The sequence below is a fragment of the Advenella kashmirensis W13003 genome (genome assembly GCF_000506985.1).
Classification (GTDB): Bacteria; Pseudomonadota; Gammaproteobacteria; order Burkholderiales; family Burkholderiaceae_B; genus Advenella; species Advenella kashmirensis_A.
Map to the genome: position 1 here is coordinate 293,948 of NZ_KI650980.1, position 20,803 is coordinate 314,750.

Sequence of the window (20,803 nt, forward strand, 5' to 3'; positions counted from 1 at the left end):
AGTCGGCCAGGCAGATCAGCGATTATAGACCGTTGTACACCGGGCCTTCTCCGCCCTGGGGGGCAACCCAGACAATGTTCTGCGTTGGATCCTTGATGTCACAGGTTTTACAGTGCACACAGTTTTGTGCATTGATCTGCAGACGATCCTCGCCCTGTTCGTTCTGAACGAACTCGTAGACGGCGGCAGGGCAGTAACGTTGTTCAGGCCCTGCATAAACGCGCAGGTTGGTCTGCACAGGAACAGAGGGGTCCTTGAGCGTCAGGTGAACCGGTTCGTTTTCCTCGTGATTGGTATTGGAAATAAAGACCGAACTCAGGCGATCAAAGGTGAGCTTGCCATCGGGTTTTGGGTACTCGATCTTTGTGCACTCGGCAGCCGGTTTAAGGCATTCGTGATCGGCTTTTTTGCGATGAATCGTCCACGGCATTTTGCCTTTGAAGACTAGCTGTTCGATGCCGGTCATCAGCGTGGCGATCAGGCGTCCTTTCTTGAACCACTGTTTGAAATTACGGGCCTTGTTGAGCTCTTCATACAGCCAGGACTGTTCAAAGGCAATCGGATAGGCCGACAAAATGTCCTGACTGCGCTCGGCGGTCAGTGCGTCGAAGGCCGCTTCTGCAGCCAGCGAACCAGTTTTGATCGCGGCATGGCTGCCCTTGATGCGGCTGGCGTTCAGAAAACCGGCTTCGCAGCCGATCAGTGCGCCACCCGGGAAGACCAGTTTGGGCAGCGACAGCAGGCCGCCGGCCGTAATGGCGCGTGCGCCATAGGCCACGCGTTTGGCGTTTTCAAAATAAGGACGAATGCTGGGGTGGGTTTTGTAGCGCTGGAATTCTTCAAAAGGAGACAGCCACGGATTGGTGTAATCCAGCCCCACCACCATGCCGACCATGACCAGATTGTCTTCCAGGTGATACAGGAAAGAGCCGCCATACGTATTGGCGTCCAGTGGCCAGCCTGCGGTGTGAACCACCAGGCCTTTCTTGAATTTGGACGGTTCGATTTCCCACATTTCCTTAATGCCGATACCGTAGCTTTGCGGGTCACGTCCCTGATCCAGCTTGAATTTTTCGATCAGCTGACGGCCGAGTTGTCCGCGTGAGCCCTCGGCAAAGAGTGTGTATTTTGCATGCAGTTCCATGCCCGGCTGGTAATGGGCGGTCTGGTTGCCATCACGATCCAGGCCCATGTCGCCCGTGGCGACGCCACGAATGCCGCCTGCTTCGTTATACAGCAGTTCCGTGGCCGCAAAGCCCGGGAAAATGTCGACGCCCAGGGCCTCGGCCTGCTCACCCAGCCAGCGTGCAACATAGCCCAGGCGCACGATATAGTTGCCTTCATTGTGAAAACAGGGGGGCAGCGCCCATTTGGGTGTGGATTTATGTCCCGTCTCGTTCAGGAAAAGAAATTGATCTTCGGTCACTTCGACGCCAAGCGGTGCGCCTTTTTCTTTCCAGTCTGGGATTAGTTCACTCAGAGCCTGCGGATCCATGACGGCACCCGATAGAATATGTGCGCCGATCTCGCCGCCTTTTTCCAGTACGCAGACCGAATAGTCCTGCCCTTTTTCCTGACAGAGTTGTTTTAATCTGATTGCGGCAGCCAGACCGGCAGGTCCGCCTCCGACAACCACGACGTCATATTCCATTGATTCGCGTTCTGACATTCGCGTGTGCTCCTGAAGATAATGTAATTCTGTAGTTAGTGTCGATTGTATTGCAATGCTAGTGCAATTGCAGTTATTTCTCGGTGAAGTCGTGGTTAACTGCGCTGAAACCACTGTTTGATCTGTCAGGCGGAACAACCTGCGGCAGATTTGTGATCACATTGCCGTCGCGATAGGTCTACCTAGTATAAGTACCAATACGCCGGGGTCGGTCAGGGTGCCTGTCATCAAAATCTGTTACAGTAATTTGGTTAAAAGGAGGCCATTTCAATGCCTGATAGCAGCATGCCCACCGGGGCTTCGGACGATGCCATTTACGGCGAGCACCGTCATATATTTGCCCTGCGTTGGGGGGATATGGACATCTTGCAGCACGTGAATAACACCGTGTACTTTCGTGCCATGGAAGAGGCGCGCATCCATATCTTCGCACCCATGCAAAATTTGTTTGCGGCCGGTACCGGTATCGTGCTCGCCCGGGCCGAGTGTGATTTTCTCAAACCCATGACGTGGCCTGCCAATATTGAAGTGGTGCATCAGCCCGTCAGATTGGGTCGTTCCAGTCTCGATTGCTCGGTTCTTATGCGCCGTGAAGGCGAGCCCGATACAGTCTACGCGCGCGCACGGTCAGTCGTCGTGCTCAGTCATCTGAAAACAGGTACATCCTGTGCCTGGCCGGCGCCGGTCCGGGCGGCGCTGGAAAAACAGTTTGCAGCAATCTCATCATCAACGGGCGTCACAGCGTAATGCAAGTGGTCCGCTGTTCATGTTTCATCATCAGGAAAGGAAGAGTAAATGGATAAGGTATTTGCAAATGCCAGTCAGGCGCTCGAAGGCATTGTGGCCGACGGGCAGATGATCGGCGTTGGGGGCTTTGGTCTTTGCGGTATTCCCGAGGCGCTGATTGCGGCCCTTCGGGATTCAGGGGTCAAGGAGCTTACATGCGTGAGCAATAACGCGGGCGTCGACGGCTTTGGACTGGGCCAGTTGCTCAATACGCGCCAGGTTAAAAAAATGATCGCCTCTTATGTCGGTGAAAACAAAGAATTTGAACGTCAATACCTGAATGGCGAGCTGGAGCTGGAGTTCACTCCCCAGGGCACGCTGGCCGAGAAACTGCGCGCCGGCGGCGCCGGCATTCCTGCCTTCTTTACGCGTACCGGCGTTGGCACCATCGTGGCCGATGGCAAGGAAATCCGAGAATTTGATGGTGATCAGTATGTAATGGAGCGTTCGCTCACACCCGATGTCTCGCTGATCAAAGCGCACATCGCCGATCGCAGCGGCAATCTGATTTTCCGCAAGACAGCCCGCAACTTCAATCCCAATGTCGCCATGGCCGGCAAGATCACCGTTGCCGAAGTCGAGAAAATCGTCGAGATCGGTGAACTGGATCCCGATCAGATTCATTTGCCCGGCATCTATGTCCAGCGCATCGTACTGAACGAGAATCCTGAAAAACGGATTGAACAACGCACCACACGTCCGTCCAAAGGAGAGTAAACATGGCATGGGATCGCGATCAAATGGCTGCACGCGCAGCCAAAGAACTGCAAGACGGTTTTTATGTGAACCTGGGTATCGGCATGCCGACACTGGTGGCCAATCATGTTCCCGAAGGCATGAAAGTCTGGCTGCAATCGGAAAACGGCCTGCTGGGCATCGGCCCGTTCCCGACTGAAGAGGAAATTGATCCGGACATGATCAATGCGGGCAAGCAGACTGTCACAACGCTGCCCGGTTCGTCCATTTTTTCTTCTGCCGATTCGTTTGCCATGATTCGTGGCGGCAAAATCAACCTGGCCATTCTGGGTGCCATGCAGGTTTCGGAAAAAGGCGACCTGGCCAACTGGATGATCCCAGGCAAAATGGTCAAGGGCATGGGCGGGGCCATGGATCTGGTCGCCGGCGTCGGTCGCGTGATCGTGCTGATGGATCACATCGCGCGCAAGAAAGACGGTACGACCGACATCAAGCTGTTGCCTGAATGCACGCTGCCGCTGACGGGTGTCGGCGTAGTGGATGTGATCATTACCGATCTGTGCGTAATGGAAGTGACAGACAACGGTTTGAAAGTCACTGAACTGGCGCCAGGCGTCACTGTTGAAGAAATCCAGGAAAAAACCAAAGCCAAACTGGACGTCTCTGCAGTTTCCTGAGTGTGCAGATAGCATGGCCGGCGGTGCGCATTACGTTGCGTGCTGCCGGCTTTTTCGTTATAAGCGGCGTGTTCGGATATGAGCAGTGTATTTGAGTTACAAGCGGCATGTCATGGTCTGCTCAAGGGGCTCACCAAACCTTAACGTATAGCGGTCTTGCTCGCAGCTAGCGCCAGGCACAACCAGCCAGCCAGAAAACACATGCCGCCGATGGGTGTGATGGCTCCCAACCATTTGATGTTTGTCAACACAAGCACATAAAGGCTGCCACTGAAAATCACAATACCGGCCGCAAACAGTCGGCCTGCCCAGCGCAGCGCCGTTTCGTTCACATGTGAGGCGAGTCCAATCAACAATAATATTGCCAGTGTGTGTATCAGTTGATAGAGTACGGCGGTATGCCAGACGGCCAGCAGGGCAGAGTCGACCAGGTTTTTCAGGCCATGTGCGCCGAAGGCGCCTGCGCCCACGCCGATAAAGCCGCTGATGGCAGCGCCGCGGATCAAAGCAGAGAAATTCGTCATAAGGGTATCGTCTTGAAGGTATGCGGGTATCACCGCCTGTTTTTTCTGCGATGATGGTGTATTGTAAATGTTTGCGCAGTGCCACAGCAGCGGTTGCGGTATTGCTTGTATGATTGCTTTTCCGGAGTGTCTCTTTACCATGTCTTTCGCATCCGAACGTCTTGCGCAATTGCGTGTTGCAATGGCGGCCCAGCACCTTGATGCTTATCTTATTCTTTCAGCGGATCCCCACCAGTCGGAATATTTGCCGGACTATTGGCAGGGGCGGCGCTGGCTCAGTGGTTTTACAGGCTCGGTCGGTACACTGGTGGTCACGGCCGATTTTGCGGGGCTGTGGGTGGACTCGCGCTACTGGGAGCAGGCAGAAAAACAGCTGCAGGGCAGCAACATCACGCTAATGAAACTTGGCCAAAGCGATGTGCCTGGTGTGAATCAATGGCTTGGTGCTCATGTCAGGGACGGTTCGGTGATTGGCGTGGATGGCCATGTCCTCAGTCTGAAGGCAGCACACGAACTGCAAAACGCGCTGGCCGGCAGCAACAGCAAGCTGGATACCGACACCGATCTGCTATCGGCCATCTGGCCGGACCGAGCGGCCTTGCCGGTCGCGCCCGTTACAGAGCACGCAGCACCTTATGCCACGCGCAGCCGCCAGCAGAATCTGCAAGCCATCCGTCAGGCGATGGATGAAGCGGGTGCGCAATGGCACCTGATTTCCGCGCTTGATGATATTGCCTGGGCATTGAACCTGCGTGGTGCCGACGTATCCTATAACCCGGTCTTTCTGTCGCATCTGCTGATCGGGCCAGATGACGCAATACTGTTTGTAGACAAAGCCAAAGTGGCCCCCGAACTCATCGCCCGGCTTGCGGCAGACGGTGTGGCCGTTCAGGGCTATGACGACATTCGGAGCAAACTGGCCTCGCTGCCTGCCCAGACCTCTGTTCTAGTGGATCCGGCGCGGACCACCGTGGGGCTGCTTGCCAATGCGCCCACAGTCACACTGGTCGAAAAACTCAACCCGTCACAACGCTTCAAATCGGTTAAAAACGACGCTGAAATTGCCCACGTCAGACGGGCCATGGAGCAGGATGGCGCGGCCCTATGCGAGTTTTTTGCATGGTTTGAAGCCGCACTTGAAAGCGGCGAGCCCGTGACTGAATTGACAATTGACGAGCGGATTACCGCGGCCCGTGCACGTCAGCCGCATTTTGTGTCACCCAGTTTTTCCACCATTGCCGGTTTCAATGCCAATGGCGCGATGCCGCATTATATGGCGACGCCCGAGGCCTTTTCTGTGATTGAAGGCAATGGATTATTGCTGATCGATTCCGGCGGCCAATACCTGAATGGTACGACTGACATCACGCGTGTGGTTCCTGTCGGTGATTTGACGGTGGAGCAGCAGCGTGATTTTACCTTGGTGCTCAAGGGCACGATCGGGCTGGCAATGGCGGTGTTCCCCGAAGATTATCCCGCACCGCTGCTCGATACGCTGGCACGCGCGCCTTTATGGGCGCAATTGCTGGACTATGGTCATGGGACGGGGCACGGGGTGGGCTATTTCATGAACGTACACGAAGGCCCGCAAGTGATCTCCCATCGCGCCTATCGTGCCTCCGATACCGAAATGAAAGCAGGCATGATCACATCCGATGAGCCGGGGCTGTATCGTCCCGGACAGTGGGGCATTCGCATTGAAAATCTGATCTGCGCCGTACCAGCAGGTGAGTCTGAGTTTGGCCGCTATCTCAAGTTTGAAACCCTGACGCTTTGCCCGATAGACACGCGCTGCATTGACCGTGATTTGCTGAGTGAACAGGAGCGGGTATGGCTCAATGGTTATCACGAAGAGGTTCGACGCCGCTTGTCCGCAAGGGTGTCCGGTCCCGCGCTGGATTGGCTGCAGCGCAGAACCGTCGCTATCTGACCTACATCTGGCCCATGGCGTATTGAACAATCAGACTGCTGACCGATACCGCCATCCACACCAGAAAGCCCAGTACGATCGGGCGTGGGCCTGTCGCAAATATCTTGCGCATGTCGGCTGACAGGCCCACGGCCACCAGCGCCACTACGATCAGAAACTTGGCGGCCAGATTCAGCCACTCCAGCATGGCATCGGGAAGAATGCCGGTGCTGCGGATCAGCGAGGCCATCAGAAACCACACAATGAACCAGGGGAAAATTTTGGTCAGGCTGACCGACTGTTCTCCCTGGCGACGATTGCGCATGCCGACCAGCACCACCAGGAACAGGCAGATCGGAATAATCAGCGTGGCGCGGGTCAGTTTCACGATGGTGGCAAAATCACCGGCAGCGTGGCTATAGGCATAGCCGGCGGCCACAACCGATGATGTGTCATTAATCGCCGTGCCGGCCCACATGCCGAAGCCGTAATCGCTCAGACCCAGCAAATGACCCATGGCTGGAAAGGTGAGGACCGCCAGAATATTGAAAAGGAAGATCGTCGAGATGGCGAACGCCGTGTCGTGCTCCGATGGCTTTAAGATCGGAGTGACTGCTGCAATCGCCGAGCCGCCACAAATCGCGGTGCCCACGCCAATCAGGGTGGTCAGATCAGACGGGGTGCGCAGCAGGCGACCCAGCAGCCAGGCGCTCAAAAAGGCGACGGTTACGGTCACCAGAGTGACGGCCAGCGATTCACCACCGGTTGCCATTACCTGCGTGAAACTCAGGCCGAAACCGAGCAGAATGATTGACACCTGCAGGATTTTCTTGGAAGAAAAACTCACGCCAGGCTGCAGTGTCGCGTGCAGGCCAAATGTGCTTCGATACACGATGCCAAAGAGGATACCAAAGACAGGGCCGCCAATAATCGGCAGGGCACGACCGGCAAATTCAGCCACGACTGCAATAACCACGGCCAGCAACAAGCCTGGCCAGAGTGAGTTTTTACGCGGTGCTGCGTCATTGCCGGCTTTGGCAGACGGGGTCATACTGCTGTTGGCTGACATCACCTGGGTGGGTGCGGCTGTGAGTGACATAATATATGAATTATCCATTAGCTTATTACTGATAGGTATGGATCATAGGCGTGGATATGGTATAAGTAAAGTTACAATAGTTTATAACTAGAATAAGGAAAACTGATGGCACTGTTCAGCCCAAGACAACTGGATGTTTTTATCAGCATCGCGCGCCTGGGTAGCGTCAAGGCGGCGGCCGATGTCCTGCATCTGACGCAGCCGGCGGCCAGCATGGCACTGGCCGAACTCGAAAAGCAGCTGGGTGCACCGCTCTTTGACCGCGACAAGGGGCGCCTTTATTTAAATGAAACGGGTCGGCGTCTGTTGCCGCTGGCGCAGGAAATCATTGAGCGTATGATTGAGTTTCGGCAGCGGGCAGATGACCAGGCCGATATTTTGACGGGCGAGTTCCGGATTGGTGCCAGCAACACGGTCGGCAACTACCGCGTGGGCGACCTGTTGAGTAATTTTGTACTCAATAATGACCGGGTGACCGTCCATCTGACCGTCGCCAATACAGATGAAATTGTCCGGCAGATTGTCGATCACACTATCGACGTGGCTTGCGTCGAAGGCCAGGTTCATCATGAAGCGGTCGAGTCGATGCACTGGATGGATGATTCGTTGTGCGTATGCACGCGTCCCGATCATCCGCTGGCAGCGATCGATCGCCTGCAACCGGCCGATTTTCTGGACGCCCGCTGGATCTTGCGTGAACGCGGGTCGGCTACCCGGGCTGTCAGCGACATCGAACTGGACAAACTGCCGCAGGCCAAAGTGGTCATGGAGCTGGGGCAGATCGAAGCCATCAAGCAGGCGGTCATTGCGGGGCTGGGCATCGCTTTTCTTCCCGAGGTGGCGGTGACTCATGCGGTCAGCTCAGGCAGGCTGGCCTTGCTGGATACGCCGTTTCTCAATCTGACGCGGCAGTTGTCGATCATTTATCATCGCTCACGCTATCAGGGCCGTCTGATGCGCAGTTTCCTGGATTCGGTCAACCGCGATGCCAGGAAGGCATCTGCATGAAACAGCCTGGCATGCCGGCGCTACGACGGGTTCGCATGACATTAAACAGGTAAACAAAAGCCCCGCGGTACCTGGCTTTCGATAAAGCAGGCGGCCGCGGGGCCGGTGTTGGGTGTTGCCGTGATTACTTCAGTTTTGTTTCTTTGTAATCAACGTGTTTGCGCGCAACGGGATCAAATTTTTTGATCAGCATTTTTTCTGGAGTGTTGCGTTTGTTTTTGGTCGTTGTGTAGAAGTGACCAGTACCAGCTGTGGATTCCAGCTTGATTTTTTCGCGAATGCCTTTTGCCATGATGGGCTCCTGGAGTTAATCGTTAATAGGAATGAATTAAACGCTTTGGCCGTTTGCACGCATTTCAGCAAGAACGACATCAATGCCTTTCTTGTCGATGGTGCGCAGGGCGTTTGTGGAAACGCGCAGGCGAACCCAGCGGTTTTCGCTTTCAACCCAGAAACGACGGCTCTGCAGGTTAGGCAGGAAGCGACGTTTTGTTTTATTGTTTGCGTGTGAAACATTATTACCGGACATTGGGCCTTTGCCGGTGACTTGGCATACTTTTGCCATGATCGTGACCTCGTTAAGTTTGAAGACCTGATTTTTGGCTCAGGCCAGCCTTCTGTGAATGTTTCGCAACGTATCAAATACGATTGGAAACCGAAAAATTTACCCGGACGCTTCGCTTGTGGCGGCTGTCAAATAGGCTTGGCGCCTGCCTGGCACCATACCGGCCAGATGATCAATCACGCCACTACTGCACCATCCAAGGTTAGCCAAGCATTATAGATCAAAAAAACAAATAAATTCAAGCGTTTATTCTTATTCCGTCAGTTTTTCCCCACGTAGCGCGCCGGCCGGCTGTCACCTGTCACTGGTTACCGAAATGGCGATCTGCCGGGCGCGCCAGTATCTTGCCGCAAAGCAGCGCAAGCAGACTGCAGACGGCCAGGCCGACAAACAGTGGCACGGGCGAGTCGGTCAGACTGCTGCTGACGGTGCTGCTGCTGACGGTTCCGAACAGGAACTGCAGGCAGCCCATGAGTGCGGACGCCACGCCCAGACGGTGTCCCTGGTCCCTGAGGGCCAGTGCGGTGGCATTAGGGAGGATAAAACCCAGGCTGGTGGTAAAGCCCATCAATGTAAGCGTTAGCAACGTAAGGTTGAGCATGCCGGCCAGCGCCAGCCCCAGGCCGATCAGAATACTGATGAAGCCGCAGGTGAGTGCCGTGCGCAGAATGCCCAGCGGGGTGTGAACCCGCAACAGGCGGGCGCCGATTTGCGAACCGGCAATCAATCCGAAAGCGTTCAATCCGAAAAACAGTCCGAAATGCTGCTGCGGCACGCCATACATATTGATGAAAATGGTGGGAGAGACGGAAATATAGGCAAACAGCCCCGACATGCCGATGCCGCCTGCCAGAGAAAAACCCATGTAGTTGCGACTGCGCAGCAGGGCAGCATAGTTATGTGCAATGGTGCCCAATTGCAGGGGAACAGCCTTATGCGCCGGCATGGTTTCCTTCAGGCGGAAGATGGCCAGGAAAAACATCAGGGCGCTATAGACCAGCATGATCGCGAACAGGCCCCGCCAGCCGGTCACAGGCGACAGATAGCCGCCCATCAGCGGCGCCAGTATCGGTGCAACGCCCATAATCAGCATCATCATTGACATGGCCATGGCGGAGTCGCGCGTGTTGAGCTGGTCGCGAATCACTGCGCGGGGAATCACCATGGCCGCGGCCGCGCCGCAAGCCTGAATGCAACGGAAAAAGAGCAGATAATCTACGCTGGTTGCCAGCGCGCAGCCGATGGTGGCAAGCATATAAATCATCAGGCCGCCCAGCAGCGGCTTTTTGCGTCCGTAACGGTCGGCGATAGGGCCATAAAACAATTGTGATAATGCCAGCCCCAGCAGATAGGTGGAGACCGTCAGCTCAACCTGACTTTGCGGAACACGCAGATCGGCAGAAATGGTCGGGAAAGATGGCAGGTACATATCAATGGTCAGGGGACCAATGGCCGTCATCAGTCCCAGCAGCCAGAGCCAGAGGGGCACCTTTTTATCAAGGGGCTTTGTATTGGGCGGTTGCGCGTTGGCGTTATTGTTTTCGGACATTCACAGACTTCCAGTACCAAATGGCAAGTGTAATGGCGCAAAGCAGCATACTGAAACTGCACATGATCCAGAGCGAAGCGACGCCTGGCGGAGCACCGGGGGTAAGCAGAGCAGCGACACCGTCAAGCTGGCGATAGCCGGGGCCAAAGCCAAAATACCAGCCGCCGACCAGTCCGATGCCGAACAGCGATCCGGTCTGGATCACAAATGGCATGGTCGCGATTTTGTGCGCTCGCAAAATATAGGAAAGCATGCATTGTAGCGCATCGCTCGTGTGTAACAGGGGCAGGATGGTCAGCAAAGCATAGGCCATGGCCGCGATGGCCGGATCCGACGTGTAAATCTGGATAATCTGCGGTCGGGCGGTCATGACAATGAGCAGGCTGAGCACGACGCCGGCCAGACCCAGGCCGATGCCGATTCGCGCCAGGCGCCGGGCCTGGTCGGGCTGACGGGCGCCCAGTGCCTGCGCCACCAGCGATGAGGTGGCAATCCCGATCGCCAGTGGCAGCATATAAAGCAGCGAGACCAGATTGGCCAGAATCTGGTGGCCTCCCGAGACGATGGTGCCTTCGCGGGCAGCCAAAAGAGCCATAAAGGTGAATGAACTGACTTCGGCCAGATAGGAGCCGCCCATGGGCAGGCCCAGTTGCAGAATTTCTTTTTGGGCAGACCAGACCGGGTGTCCCAGTCGCAATTTGAATGGATCATAAAACCGGTCGCGCGAAACCGCCAGCAACCCTGCAGCCAGGGCGATCCATGACACAATGGCCGTTGAGGTTGCCGCGCCCGCGCTGCCCAGTTCGGGAAAGCCGCCGTGTCCGAATATCAGCAGCCAGTTAAAGAGCAGTTTAACCAGTACCGATGCCAGGCTGATATACATCAACAAACGCGGCCGCTGCACGGCCGTGGCCAGAGCATAGACGCAGCGAAACATCAGGGCGGCGGGCAGGGCGACACAGCAGATGCGCAAATACACCGCCACTTCCTGCCGCACTTGTAGTGGCAGATCGCCTGAGTAACTCAGCCAGACGTCGGGAAACAGAAGCAGGGTGCCGCCGATGATGGAAAGAAAAAGCGACAGCCAGATCCCCTGGCCGATAAAGCGGCCAATCTCCGCATGGCGTAACGCCCCGAATAATTGTGCGCAAATGGGCACCAGCGCATGCACAATTCCCATCAGACCAATATGGATAGTCATGAAAATGGACACTGACAGGGCCATGGCCTGGAGTGAAATGGGATTGGTGTGTCCCAGCATCGTGCTATCCAGCACGGCAAATGCGATGCCCGCCCATTGGCTGATCAGCATCGGCCACGCCAGTCGCACAATATTGCGAACAGGGCCCTGCCTGGCCTGCGGTGTCATTCGGGACGGCATGGACGATTATCTGGGCGGCAGTTCAATCAGGCGGAACACTTCGTGTCTGTCCGGACGGCGCTTGCCCTGCCAGATCAGCCGAGCGTTATCGGGGTAGGGCTCCGCCTGGTCATCAATCTTTTCAAACGTCGTTTGCAGCAAAACATATCGGCACTGCGCGTCAAAGGAAAACTGCACCCCCTGGAAAACATAGAACGCGGCACGCTGGCCCAGCCCCACGCCATGCTGGCGAATGCAATCGGCAGGAATCTGATTTTCGGCAATGACCGTCGCCAGTTCCTGTGATACGGCCTTGTAACTGCGGTTGTAGTTGATCGAGGGCAGCCAGAGCAGCGCCAGCAGCATCCAGGTCAGAGTCAGGCCCGTCGCCGACAATACGATACCGCGCCAGAGCACGGCAGGATTGCTGCGCAGACGCCACGACACTGTCAACCCCCACGCCACGCAGACACCTGCGGCCAGCACGAGTGTGAGTGCTGAAATATGGGGTTCGAACCCGGTGAGCAGGCGGGTAATATTATGATGAATCTTTGGGGGCCATCCAAAGTTGAGTGCGATCCAGCCCAGCCAGGTTGCAATCATCGCCAGTGACATGATCATGATCGAAAACCAGTCCAGCGTATTCACAAACGAGCGACGCAGGGTTGGCAGGGACAGGGCAGCCAGAATGGCGCAGGGGACGGCCAGCATGGCATACTCGGATTCAAAGGCGTCTTCCTGGAAAATCACGGTAATGAAGGATGCTGCCAACAGCAGTAGCGGCATGAATATATGTGGTGAATCCATCCATTTGCGCCAGTTCCATAAGGCGATGATCATGAACGGCCAGGTCGGCCACAAAAACCACGACAAATCGCGCAGCGTCGAGAGCAGTTCCCTGAGTGTAGGCAGACTGAACAGCGAATTGTTCCAGAATAAATAACTACGCGCCCAGTATTCGTTTGTGTTCTGGGCGCACAGCAGCCAAAGCAGGCAGCAGGTGGCGGCAATGACCAGGCTCCAGAGCAGCCACCATTTTTGCCGGCGACCCATATTGCGAAAGAACACCAGCGCCAACAGCGCCAGCAGTACGGGGACGCCGCCAATGGCGCCGCGCGTCAGAAAAGCGGCGCCCAGCCCGAGGCCGGCCAGCGTACTGCCTTGTATCGGGTGGTCCAGCATGCGTACCATGCCGTAGAATGCGACCGCCTGGCACATCATGATCAGCGGAAAATTGGACGTTTCGTGCATGCGAATCACGATGCCGATGGTCGCGATAATAAAGAGTACGGCGGCATCGGCAATCATCCGCCCATAGTCCTGCGGGCTGGGCTCGCCGCCGAAGGGTAGCGCCAGTGGCTGGCATTCCTTGCGCCGGGCAAGAAGATACGTGCCGTACCAGGTGGTCAGGATAATCAGGAAAAAATAAATGAAAATGGGCAGGCGAGCCGCTGTGATCTGTGCTTCGAGCGGCGACTGAAATAGCGCAAAAAGCGGGCTGAATATCTGAATGAATAGCGCGCCAATCCAGGTCAGCAGCGGGCCTTCCTGGGCATAGGCATAATTGCCGATTTGCGGCAGCAACCAGGCATGCTCCTGTCCGCGCACCGCCGTGAGCATGGTCGCGATGCCGGTCAGGTCATCGGTTTTCCAGGGATCACGATAAAACAGCCCGGCAAAAATATACAGAACGCCGACCACGAGCAAGGCTGTCCGGGAAAGTTTGCGGGTGGCGATTTCGGTCAGGCGGGAGGGCGTTGTGCGTTGCATGGATGAGCGTTGGAGTTACAACTAAGGGATTTCGCGTATTTTAGCTGAAAAAGCCCTGTTAAAAGCCACGCTTCTGTTTTTGTTTTCCCCCGTGGTGCCGAAATACATGTCAGCGTGCTACCCGACTGAGGCATTTCTGTTTTGGGCCGGGGGTAATGGGGCGGCGGCGGTCTTCGGCTGCCATTGCGTGCAGAGAGAAAGCCAAGAACAAGGATAAGAGGGATGGGTGCAGCAGAAGAGACAGCCGTAAATGCACAATCGGCATAAACTGCGCAGCCGGGCTGTTCAGTGTATGCCGATTGTGATCATGCCGATTGCGAACACGGTCTGGGCTTGCGCATTGTTGCGCGCCAGACGGCGCTTCGGGATCAGGATGCTTTCTTGCGGGTGCCGGCTGTGCTGGCGAAACGGGCGCGGAATTTTTCAACGCGGCCGGTTTCAACAATACGTGTTTGCGCGCCGGTGTAGAACGGATGGGATTCTGAAGTCACATCACATTTGAAAAGCGGGTAGGTTTTGCCATCCAGTTCGATGGTTTCGCGAGAAGTCAGTGTAGAGCGGCTGATGATTTTTGAACCGGTTTGCTGGTCCAGAAACACGACTTCGCGGTATTCGGGATGAATACTATCTTTCATGATTATTCCTGTGGGTTGAGCGGGTCGCCAGCCTTATTACCCGGAAAATGCCTGAAAAAGCAGGGTATAAAGCAACGTATCCAAAAACGAATCAAAAATTTTAGCACAGAAGTCATTGAATACATAGCGTTTTCGGTGAAAATACCACAGGAACGGCTATGCGTTTTCGCGGGTAACGGCCGATTTCGTTGTCAAACCAGCCTTTGGTAGGCAAAAACAGGCTGGTTTGGCTTCAGGCTTTGACTGACAGGCCCGGCAAGTCTACCGTAACGTGACGTGATCCCAGGGCATTGACGCAATGGCGCGCCAGGGTTTCACGTTGTTCGTCGTGTTTGAGCAAAAAATCATAGCCCAGCGCGTCGGTGATGCCCAGGATACGGTCAAGAACCAATACTTTGCCGCTCGCGCGCAGCGGTTCGCAATCGAGTTCTTCCCACTTCTGCACGAGCCATTGCTGGGATTGGGCAGCCAGTGCAGCCTCGGGTGCCATATTCAGTTGAACATCGAGCTTGCAGGTCGGGGTGAAAATAAAATTGACGTCACAGCGCATGGCATCTCCACATCAGGCTGGGCAGGAACAGACGGCTTAGCAGCAGGTTGATTGAGTACTGTAGGGAAGAAATCGCAAAAATACTGTCACAATCATGACAATGTCGTAAGTACGGATTTCAATTGCATGACGGCATCCCATACGTCGGTATAGCGGGTATAAAGCGGGGCGAATCCGAAACGCAATATGTCTGGTTCGCGATAAGCGCCGATGACGCCGCGGGCGCGCAATGCCTGGATAATGGCGTGGGCCGCGCTGGGGTGTGTCAGGCTGACCAGGCTGGCGCGTTGTTCAGGGTCACGGGGCGATAACAGGCGCAGGCCGGAGCCGGCGCATTCTTTTTCGACGAGCTGGATAAACAGACTGGTCAGTGTCTGGGCCTTTTTATGAATTTCCGTCATGCCGCCGTAGCCCTGTGCCTTATGAAAAACATCCAGACCGCTCTCCAGTACAGACATGGACAGAATGGCGGGGGTGCCGCATAAATAGCGCAGAATGCCGGCAGCAGGCTGGTACTGCTGGTCGAATGCGAGCGGAGCTGCATGCCCCATCCAGCCGGCCAGGGGCTGGGCGATCTGATCAACATGGCGTGGATGTACCCAGACGAAAGCGGGGGCACCCGGACCGCCATTCAGGTAGGCATAGGTACACCCGACGGCAAAATCCGCATCGCTCCGTCCAAACTCTATCGGGATGGCACCGACGGAGTGGCATACGTCCCAGACGGCCAACGCACCGTGCAAATGGGCGCGGGCGGTCAGATCGGCCATATTGTGAACGGCCCCGGTTTGGTAATTGACATGGGTCAGCAGCAGAATGGCCAGATGATCGTCGATCGCCGCATGCAGCGTGTCGCTGTCGACCAGATCCAGGGTCATGCCGAACTGGGTGCACAGGGTTTGTGCAATGTAAAGATCCGTCGGCGCACTGTTTTTTTCGCTGACGATACGGCGTTTTTCGGGCGCACGCCGGCGCATGATGTCCATGGCCGTATAGAGTACTTTATAGAGATTGACTGAGGTGGAGTCGCAAACGACAATTTCGTCAGGTCCCACGCCAGCCAGAGGGGCTATTTTATTGCCCAGTTGCAGGGGAAGTGTAGACCATTGGGCCTTGTTCCAACTGGCAGTCAGATCATCGGCCCACTCCTGCAGCATGACATGTTTGGCACGAACGGGAGCGGCCAACGGCATGACGCCCAGCGAATTGCCGTTCAGATAAATCGCATCGACAGGCAGGTGAAATTCTGCGCGCAGTGGTTCCAGCGGATCAATGGCATCCAGATTCTCGTAGAAAGTGCGGTCAGTCATTTTTTTTCGGATGTAATGTATCTTTAATTTTCATTATGACGTTTGCAATTATAGCCTGCTATCACGTATGCAATATGACGCTGTGAGGACTGGTGGCGCCACAGCCTGTTTTGAGAGGCAGCGATCGGTCCGCATTCGGCCATTGCTCAAATCGGATAGAGCGCAAATCGGATAGAGCGGCCAGTATGGGTAGTCGGCAGAACCATAACCTAAAGTTTGCCCTGTTCCGCCAGCGAGATCGCAGCGCCGCCCGCCACGATAATATGGTCCACCAGGCGGATATCCAGCAGGGCCAGGCCTTTGCGCAACTGCTGGGTCAGCTGGATGTCTGCCAGGCTCGGTTCGGCCAGGCCCGAGGGATGGTTGTGCGCCAGAATGACGCCCCAGGCGTTGTGTTGCAGGGCCGAGACGGCAATTTCCCTTGGATAAACCGCTGTCTGGTTCAGGGTACCGCGGGACGCTTCCTCATGATGGATCAATTGGTGGCGGGTATTGACGAGCAGCAACAGGCATTTTTCGACTTTCTCGTGCGACAGCAGGCTGATGCAAAAATCGCGAACGACAGCCGGCCGGTTCAGTTCGATGCCGTACTGCATGGTGTCCTGCATGTGACGCCGGGCAAATTCGATGGCGGCCAGAAAGGAGCAGATTTTCGCGTCGCCCAATCCTTTGATTTTTCGCAGCCTGTGGTAGTTGCTGGCCAGCAGATTGCGGGGGCCGCCTGCCTCATCCAGGACGTATTGGGCAAACTGCAGGATATTCATGTTGACGGTGCCGGTGCGCAACAGGATGGCCAGCAATTCGGTATTGGACAGGGCGGCGGGTCCCAGGGCCAGCAGTTTTTCACGCGGCCAGGGCGGGGGCAGCAGGGTGTCGCCGTTTTTGGCGAGGCGGGCGGCCGGAACGCTGTCCTTGGCCGAATAAGGGGAATTGGCAGTGTGTTCGTACATTGTCGGCTAAAATAGGCGTTTTACAGAAAAGCCTTACGGTGACAGATTTTGACCGCGAATACTCAGTCCATGAATCCAATTGTCCATGCTGATTCATACTTAACCCTGCACTATCGTATTACGCTGATGTCCGGGCCCGGCGCCGGTTCCGTGTTTATTGACACGTTTACCGGCAAACCCGGTACCTTGCAGCTCAACGCCGGGCAGTGGTCTCCGTCTATGGAAACACCATTGCTGGGTCACGCAGAAGGCGAGTCGTTCAGTTATGAGTTGCCGGCGCAGGCGGCCTATGGCGATCGCAATCCCGAGCTGCTGCAACGGGTAACCCGCCAGATGCTGACGCGCGACGCCGGGGCCGATGCCACATTTGAACCTGGCGATATGGTCGAATTTACTGCGCCCAATGGTGGCCGGTATTCCGGTGTTTTCCGCGAGTGGAACGACGATACGGCCCTGTTCGATTTCAATCATCCTTTGGCGGGCGTGGATCTGCGGATTGACGTCAAACTGCTCGGAGTCCTGTAATGGCGCAGAACAGTGAGGTGATTCTGGCCGAACCGCGCGGCTTCTGTGCCGGCGTGGATCGCGCCATTGATATCGTGGAGCGGGCGCTGGAATTGCACGGCGCGCCGATTTACGTTCGCCATGAAATCGTCCACAACAAATTCGTGGTCGAGAGCCTGCGCGATAAAGGCGCGATCTTCATCGATGAACTGGATCAGGCGCCGGCCGGCGCCATCGTGGTCTTTTCTGCTCACGGTGTATCACGCGCGGTGCGGGCAGAAGCGCAATTGCGCGAGCTGCGTATCTTTGATGCCACCTGTCCGCTGGTCACCAAGGTCCATATTGAAGTGGCCAAGATGCATGCCGCCGGCCTGGAAATCGTCATGATCGGACATAAGGGCCATCCCGAGGTGGAAGGCACGCTGGGACAGGCAGTGGGCCGCATGCATCTGGTGGAAACGCCCGAGGATGTTGCCGCCCTGCAGGTGGACAATCCCGGCAATATTGCATTTGTGACGCAGACCACGCTGTCGGTCGATGATGCCAGACGGGTGGCAGACGCGCTGCGTGCGAAATACCCCGGTATAGTCGAACCCAAAAAAAGCGATATCTGCTACGCCACACAAAACCGTCAGGATGCAGTCAAAGTGCTGGCGCCTGAATGTGATGTCTTTTTTGTGGTGGGCAGTATCAACAGCTCCAACTCCAACCGCCTGCGAGAAGTGGCCGAACGTCTCGAATGCGAAGCGTATCTGATCGACAACGCCGATGCGATACGGCCCGAATGGGTGCAGGGCGCGGGCAAAATCGGTATTACAGCCGGCGCCTCGGCGCCCGAAGTGCTGGTGCAGCAGGTGGTAGAACGTTTGAAAGCCCTGGGCGCCATCTCGGTGCGCAGAATGAACGGTACAGAAGAAAATGTGACGTTTCCCTTGCCCAGGGAGTTGTCACGTAAACAACAGGCAGGGAGATAAGACAGATGAAGCTATATGGGTATTTCAGAAGTTCGGCGGCCTATCGGGTCCGGATCGCACTGAATATCAAAGGCCTGAGCTACGAGTCGGTGCCGGTGCACCTGATTCGTGATGGCGGCCAGCACCTGGCGCAAACCTATCGCGAACTGAATCCGACCGCGCTGGTGCCCACATTTATTGATCAGAACGTCAGCATCGGCCAGTCGATTGCCATCATGGAATATCTCGAAGAAGCTTATCCGCAAGTGCCGATTCTGCCGGCAACCCAAGCCGGCCGGGCGCGGGTACGTTCGTTGTCCCAGTTTATTGCTTGCGATATCCATCCGCTGAACAATCTGCGCGTGCTCAAATATCTCAAACGTGAACTGGGCGTGTCCGATGAAGTGAAAAACGAATGGTATCTGCACTGGATCCGCGAGGGCTTCGATTCGTTGGAAAAAATCCTGGCATCGTCTAACGATACCGGTATTTATTGTCATGGTGATACGCCCACCATGGCCGATTTCTGCCTGGTGCCCCAGGTGGCCAATGCCCGGCGTTTTGATCTGGACTTGTCGCCTTATCCCACCATTACGCGCATTGATGCCGCCTGCAATAAGGAAGAGGCATTTGTGAACGCTGCCCCTGGCAATCAGCCTGACGCGGAATAGGCGCGCGCCAGCAGACGGCAGGTTTCAAACAGGGGCAGGCCCATCACGCCGCTGTAGCTGCCGTTGATGGAACTGACAAAGGCTGAGGCCAGTCCCTGGATGCCATAGGCGCCGGCCTTACCGATGCCTTCGCCCGATTGGGCATACCATTCGATCTCGTCGCTGTCCAGCGACTTCATTATCACACTCGTAATAGATACGTCTTCGTACAGGCGATTTTGCCAGGCGAGGACGATGGCTGTATGCACTTCATGTTCTTTGCCCGACAGCGTACGCAGCGCATCGCGTACATCGTCGTCGGTATGGGCTTTGCCCAGAATCTGTGAGCCCAGCATGACAGTGGTGTCTGCCGTCAGGATCGGCCGTGGTGGCAGACCGCAATCTGCCAGATGGGCTACGGCCCGTTCCGCTTTGTCACGGGCAGTGCGCCTGACATAACTGGCAGGATGTTCTCCCGGCAGTATCGGTTCGTCTTCACCGGGCGGTGCAGGCACATGCAGCACATCGTGAACGATGCCCATTTGTGTGAGCAGTTCGCGACGGCGGGGGCTGGCCGAGGCCAGGAAAATCGGCTGCGTCTGGACCTGCGACATGATTGAATCGGGGCCGGGGATTGTGCCCGGGCCGGATGCGGCAGTTGGCGTGTAGCGGGTTTGGAAAGTCGCTGTCATGATCGAAAATAAGTCATGCCATGCATCGGTATCTCAGGCACGATGATAGGGGTGATTGGTCAGAATGGCCCAGGCGCGGTAAAGCTGTTCTGCCAGAACGATGCGTACCATGGGATGGGGCAGGGTCAGGGACGACAGACGAATCAGGCCGGCGCTGCGTTGTTTGAGCGAGGCATCCAGGCCGTCGGGGCCGCCGATCAGAAAGGCGACGTCCTGACCCTGACCGCGCCAGCCTTCCAGCCGTTGCGATAGCTCCACCGTGGTGAGATCACGTCCGTGTTCATCGAGTGCGATGACAATAGTATTGGGCGTCAGGGCGGCCTGAATGCGGCGCGCTTCGGCCTCCATCATTTGTGCCGGGGTTTTGCCTGATGTTCTGGGTTCTGGCTTGATTTCCCGCAGTTCAATCATGCAGTCGGCCGGCATCCGCTTGGAATAGTCTTTCCAGGCGGTATTGACCCATTCGGGCATGCGGGTGCCGACAGCGATGACATGAAGCTTCATGAGCGATTTACTCGTCTGTGTTGTCGTCGTCCATGGCGAGGCCTTGCATGGCAGGGCCTTTTGACTGATCCAGCAATCTGACGCGAACCGGCTTATCACCCCAGACCGCTTCCAGGTTGTAGTATTGGCGAATGGCCGGTTGCATGCAGTGAATGACGATATCGCCGATATCGACCAGGACCCATTCGCCTGACTCCTCGCCCTCCAGCGCAATAATGGGGATTTTGTGCGCTCTGGCCGCGTTGACTACGCTGCTGGCCAGCGCGCGCGTCTGGCGGTTGGACGTCCCGCTGGCAATCACAACCCGGTCAAACAGGCTGGTCAAATGAGTGGTGTTAAATACCCGGATGTCCTGGGCTTTCACATCTTCCAGCGCGTCGATGACCAGACGTTGCAGTTTTTGTATATTCATAAGTAAGAGAGTTTCCGGTTCAGTGAACGAG

The 20,803-nt window shown here is 56.1% G+C and carries 23 protein-coding genes; 8 read left to right on the plus strand and 15 right to left on the minus strand.

Going from position 1 to position 20,803, the window contains the following annotated elements:
- Window positions 1-22: 22 nt before the first annotated feature.
- Window positions 23-1,669 (minus strand): electron transfer flavoprotein-ubiquinone oxidoreductase, encoded by a 1,647-nt coding sequence (locus W822_RS36240; protein WP_024005567.1) that lies wholly within the window; start codon window positions 1,667-1,669, stop codon window positions 23-25.
- Between the two features lie 270 nt (window positions 1,670-1,939).
- On the opposite strand from W822_RS36240, the gene W822_RS36245 reads away from it, so the two are divergent.
- Genes W822_RS36245 through W822_RS36255 form a run of 3 tightly spaced genes read left to right on the plus strand, consistent with a single transcriptional unit; the run spans window position 1,940 to window position 3,828 of the window.
- Window positions 1,940-2,416: an acyl-CoA thioesterase gene (locus W822_RS36245; RefSeq protein WP_051401745.1), complete on the plus strand. Its 477-nt coding sequence runs from the start codon at window positions 1,940-1,942 to the stop codon at window positions 2,414-2,416.
- 48 nt (window positions 2,417-2,464) lie between these two features.
- The gene (locus W822_RS36250; RefSeq protein WP_024005569.1) at window positions 2,465-3,172 is read left to right on the plus strand and encodes a CoA transferase subunit A; all 708 of its coding nucleotides are present in this window, start codon (window positions 2,465-2,467) and stop codon (window positions 3,170-3,172) included.
- Window positions 3,173-3,174: 2 nt separating this feature from the next.
- Window positions 3,175-3,828 carry a CoA transferase subunit B gene (locus tag W822_RS36255; protein WP_024005570.1) on the plus strand — a complete coding sequence of 218 codons (654 nt, stop codon included), beginning with the start codon at window positions 3,175-3,177 and terminating at the stop codon, window positions 3,826-3,828.
- A 140-nt stretch (window positions 3,829-3,968) separates the two neighbouring features.
- Here the strand turns inward: W822_RS36255 and W822_RS36260 are convergent, their stop codons facing one another.
- Window positions 3,969-4,352, minus strand: coding sequence for a DUF423 domain-containing protein (locus W822_RS36260; RefSeq protein WP_031242872.1), 384 nt, complete (start codon window positions 4,350-4,352; stop codon window positions 3,969-3,971).
- Window positions 4,353-4,491: 139 nt separating this feature from the next.
- Here W822_RS36260 and W822_RS36265 point away from each other — a divergent pair, with 139 nt between their 5' ends.
- Window positions 4,492-6,282 carry an aminopeptidase P family protein gene (locus W822_RS36265; protein WP_024005572.1) on the plus strand — a complete coding sequence of 597 codons (1,791 nt, stop codon included), beginning with the start codon at window positions 4,492-4,494 and terminating at the stop codon, window positions 6,280-6,282.
- A gap of 1 nt (window position 6,283) precedes the next feature.
- Here W822_RS36265 and W822_RS36270 read toward each other — a convergent pair whose 3' ends face one another.
- Window positions 6,284-7,360 (minus strand): YeiH family protein, encoded by a 1,077-nt coding sequence (locus W822_RS36270; protein WP_024005573.1) that lies wholly within the window; start codon window positions 7,358-7,360, stop codon window positions 6,284-6,286.
- Window positions 7,361-7,465: 105 nt separating this feature from the next.
- Here W822_RS36270 and W822_RS36275 point away from each other — a divergent pair, with 105 nt between their 5' ends.
- On the plus strand, window positions 7,466-8,368 hold the full coding sequence (locus W822_RS36275; protein WP_024005574.1) for a LysR substrate-binding domain-containing protein: 903 nt from the start codon (window positions 7,466-7,468) through the stop codon (window positions 8,366-8,368).
- A 124-nt stretch (window positions 8,369-8,492) separates the two neighbouring features.
- Here the strand turns inward: W822_RS36275 and rpmG are convergent, their stop codons facing one another.
- The 9 genes from rpmG to radC all read right to left on the minus strand — a co-directional run bounded on the left by rpmG (window position 8,493) and on the right by radC (window position 17,057).
- On the minus strand, window positions 8,493-8,660 hold the full coding sequence (gene rpmG, locus W822_RS36280; protein ID WP_014750397.1) for a 50S ribosomal protein L33: 168 nt from the start codon (window positions 8,658-8,660) through the stop codon (window positions 8,493-8,495).
- A gap of 36 nt (window positions 8,661-8,696) precedes the next feature.
- On the minus strand, window positions 8,697-8,933 hold the full coding sequence (rpmB, locus tag W822_RS36285) for a 50S ribosomal protein L28 (RefSeq protein WP_024005575.1): 237 nt from the start codon (window positions 8,931-8,933) through the stop codon (window positions 8,697-8,699).
- Between the two features lie 301 nt (window positions 8,934-9,234).
- On the minus strand, window positions 9,235-10,482 hold the full coding sequence (locus W822_RS36290; protein WP_155848149.1) for a multidrug effflux MFS transporter: 1,248 nt from the start codon (window positions 10,480-10,482) through the stop codon (window positions 9,235-9,237).
- Window positions 10,466-11,851, minus strand: a complete 1,386-nt coding sequence (locus tag W822_RS36295; protein WP_024005577.1) for an MATE family efflux transporter — start codon at window positions 11,849-11,851, stop codon at window positions 10,466-10,468. Before W822_RS36295 ends, W822_RS36290 begins: the two co-directional genes overlap by 17 nt.
- An 18-nt stretch (window positions 11,852-11,869) precedes the next feature.
- Window positions 11,870-13,612, minus strand: a complete 1,743-nt coding sequence (locus W822_RS36300; RefSeq protein WP_031242877.1) for an ArnT family glycosyltransferase — start codon at window positions 13,610-13,612, stop codon at window positions 11,870-11,872.
- A 368-nt stretch (window positions 13,613-13,980) separates the two neighbouring features.
- Complete coding sequence (locus W822_RS36305) at window positions 13,981-14,247, minus strand: type B 50S ribosomal protein L31 (RefSeq protein ID WP_024005579.1); 267 nt, start codon at window positions 14,245-14,247, stop codon at window positions 13,981-13,983.
- Window positions 14,248-14,479: 232 nt separating this feature from the next.
- Window positions 14,480-14,737 carry a hypothetical protein gene (locus W822_RS36310; protein WP_437177155.1) on the minus strand — a complete coding sequence of 86 codons (258 nt, stop codon included), beginning with the start codon at window positions 14,735-14,737 and terminating at the stop codon, window positions 14,480-14,482.
- Between the two features lie 152 nt (window positions 14,738-14,889).
- Window positions 14,890-16,107, minus strand: coding sequence for a kynureninase (gene kynU, locus W822_RS36315; protein ID WP_024005581.1), 1,218 nt, complete (start codon window positions 16,105-16,107; stop codon window positions 14,890-14,892).
- Window positions 16,108-16,316: 209 nt separating this feature from the next.
- Window positions 16,317-17,057 (minus strand): RadC family protein, encoded by a 741-nt coding sequence (gene radC / locus W822_RS36320; RefSeq protein ID WP_024005582.1) that lies wholly within the window; start codon window positions 17,055-17,057, stop codon window positions 16,317-16,319.
- Between the two features lie 69 nt (window positions 17,058-17,126).
- Between radC and W822_RS36325 the strand changes: the two genes are divergently transcribed.
- Genes W822_RS36325 through maiA form a run of 3 tightly spaced genes read left to right on the plus strand, consistent with a single transcriptional unit; the run spans window position 17,127 to window position 19,185 of the window.
- Window positions 17,127-17,582: an FKBP-type peptidyl-prolyl cis-trans isomerase gene (locus tag W822_RS36325; protein ID WP_034280355.1), complete on the plus strand. Its 456-nt coding sequence runs from the start codon at window positions 17,127-17,129 to the stop codon at window positions 17,580-17,582.
- On the plus strand, window positions 17,582-18,535 hold the full coding sequence (gene ispH / locus W822_RS36330; protein WP_024005584.1) for a 4-hydroxy-3-methylbut-2-enyl diphosphate reductase: 954 nt from the start codon (window positions 17,582-17,584) through the stop codon (window positions 18,533-18,535). Before W822_RS36325 ends, ispH begins: the two co-directional genes overlap by 1 nt.
- A 5-nt stretch (window positions 18,536-18,540) precedes the next feature.
- Window positions 18,541-19,185: a maleylacetoacetate isomerase gene (maiA, locus tag W822_RS36335; protein WP_024005585.1), complete on the plus strand. Its 645-nt coding sequence runs from the start codon at window positions 18,541-18,543 to the stop codon at window positions 19,183-19,185.
- On the opposite strand, the gene W822_RS36340 is transcribed toward maiA, so the two are convergent.
- The 3 genes from W822_RS36340 to rsfS all read right to left on the minus strand — a co-directional run bounded on the left by W822_RS36340 (window position 19,167) and on the right by rsfS (window position 20,772).
- Window positions 19,167-19,778, minus strand: coding sequence for a Maf family protein (locus W822_RS36340; RefSeq protein WP_024005586.1), 612 nt, complete (start codon window positions 19,776-19,778; stop codon window positions 19,167-19,169). The genes maiA and W822_RS36340 overlap by 19 nt on opposite strands.
- Window positions 19,779-19,889: 111 nt before the next feature.
- Entirely contained in the window at window positions 19,890-20,360 is a 471-nt protein-coding gene (rlmH, locus tag W822_RS36345; protein ID WP_024005587.1) for a 23S rRNA (pseudouridine(1915)-N(3))-methyltransferase RlmH, read from the minus strand.
- 7 nt (window positions 20,361-20,367) lie between these two features.
- Window positions 20,368-20,772 carry a ribosome silencing factor gene (gene rsfS, locus W822_RS36350; protein WP_024005588.1) on the minus strand — a complete coding sequence of 135 codons (405 nt, stop codon included), beginning with the start codon at window positions 20,770-20,772 and terminating at the stop codon, window positions 20,368-20,370.
- Between the last annotated feature and the right edge of the window lie 31 nt (window positions 20,773-20,803).

Excerpts from the sequence above, each read along its gene's own strand:
- W822_RS36240 (WP_024005567.1), bottom strand. The coding sequence starts at position 1,669 with ATGTCAGAACGCGAATCAATGGAATATGACGTCGTGGTTGTCGGAGGC.
- W822_RS36245 (WP_051401745.1), top strand. The coding sequence starts at position 1,940 with ATGCCTGATAGCAGCATGCCCACCGGGGCTTCGGACGATGCCATTTAC.
- W822_RS36250 (WP_024005569.1), top strand. The coding sequence starts at position 2,465 with ATGGATAAGGTATTTGCAAATGCCAGTCAGGCGCTCGAAGGCATTGTG.
- W822_RS36255 (WP_024005570.1), top strand. The coding sequence starts at position 3,175 with ATGGCATGGGATCGCGATCAAATGGCTGCACGCGCAGCCAAAGAACTG.
- W822_RS36260 (WP_031242872.1), bottom strand. The coding sequence starts at position 4,352 with ATGACGAATTTCTCTGCTTTGATCCGCGGCGCTGCCATCAGCGGCTTT.
- W822_RS36265 (WP_024005572.1), top strand. The coding sequence starts at position 4,492 with ATGTCTTTCGCATCCGAACGTCTTGCGCAATTGCGTGTTGCAATGGCG.
- W822_RS36270 (WP_024005573.1), bottom strand. The coding sequence starts at position 7,360 with ATGTCACTCACAGCCGCACCCACCCAGGTGATGTCAGCCAACAGCAGT.
- W822_RS36275 (WP_024005574.1), top strand. The coding sequence starts at position 7,466 with ATGGCACTGTTCAGCCCAAGACAACTGGATGTTTTTATCAGCATCGCG.
- rpmG (WP_014750397.1), bottom strand. The coding sequence starts at position 8,660 with ATGGCAAAAGGCATTCGCGAAAAAATCAAGCTGGAATCCACAGCTGGT.
- rpmB (WP_024005575.1), bottom strand. The coding sequence starts at position 8,933 with ATGGCAAAAGTATGCCAAGTCACCGGCAAAGGCCCAATGTCCGGTAAT.
- W822_RS36290 (WP_155848149.1), bottom strand. The coding sequence starts at position 10,482 with ATGTCCGAAAACAATAACGCCAACGCGCAACCGCCCAATACAAAGCCC.
- W822_RS36295 (WP_024005577.1), bottom strand. The coding sequence starts at position 11,851 with ATGACACCGCAGGCCAGGCAGGGCCCTGTTCGCAATATTGTGCGACTG.
- W822_RS36300 (WP_031242877.1), bottom strand. The coding sequence starts at position 13,612 with ATGCAACGCACAACGCCCTCCCGCCTGACCGAAATCGCCACCCGCAAA.
- W822_RS36305 (WP_024005579.1), bottom strand. The coding sequence starts at position 14,247 with ATGAAAGATAGTATTCATCCCGAATACCGCGAAGTCGTGTTTCTGGAC.
- W822_RS36310 (WP_437177155.1), bottom strand. The coding sequence starts at position 14,737 with ATGGCACCCGAGGCTGCACTGGCTGCCCAATCCCAGCAATGGCTCGTG.
- kynU (WP_024005581.1), bottom strand. The coding sequence starts at position 16,107 with ATGACTGACCGCACTTTCTACGAGAATCTGGATGCCATTGATCCGCTG.
- radC (WP_024005582.1), bottom strand. The coding sequence starts at position 17,057 with ATGTACGAACACACTGCCAATTCCCCTTATTCGGCCAAGGACAGCGTT.
- W822_RS36325 (WP_034280355.1), top strand. The coding sequence starts at position 17,127 with ATGAATCCAATTGTCCATGCTGATTCATACTTAACCCTGCACTATCGT.
- ispH (WP_024005584.1), top strand. The coding sequence starts at position 17,582 with ATGGCGCAGAACAGTGAGGTGATTCTGGCCGAACCGCGCGGCTTCTGT.
- maiA (WP_024005585.1), top strand. The coding sequence starts at position 18,541 with ATGAAGCTATATGGGTATTTCAGAAGTTCGGCGGCCTATCGGGTCCGG.
- W822_RS36340 (WP_024005586.1), bottom strand. The coding sequence starts at position 19,778 with ATGTCGCAGGTCCAGACGCAGCCGATTTTCCTGGCCTCGGCCAGCCCC.
- rlmH (WP_024005587.1), bottom strand. The coding sequence starts at position 20,360 with ATGAAGCTTCATGTCATCGCTGTCGGCACCCGCATGCCCGAATGGGTC.
- rsfS (WP_024005588.1), bottom strand. The coding sequence starts at position 20,772 with ATGAATATACAAAAACTGCAACGTCTGGTCATCGACGCGCTGGAAGAT.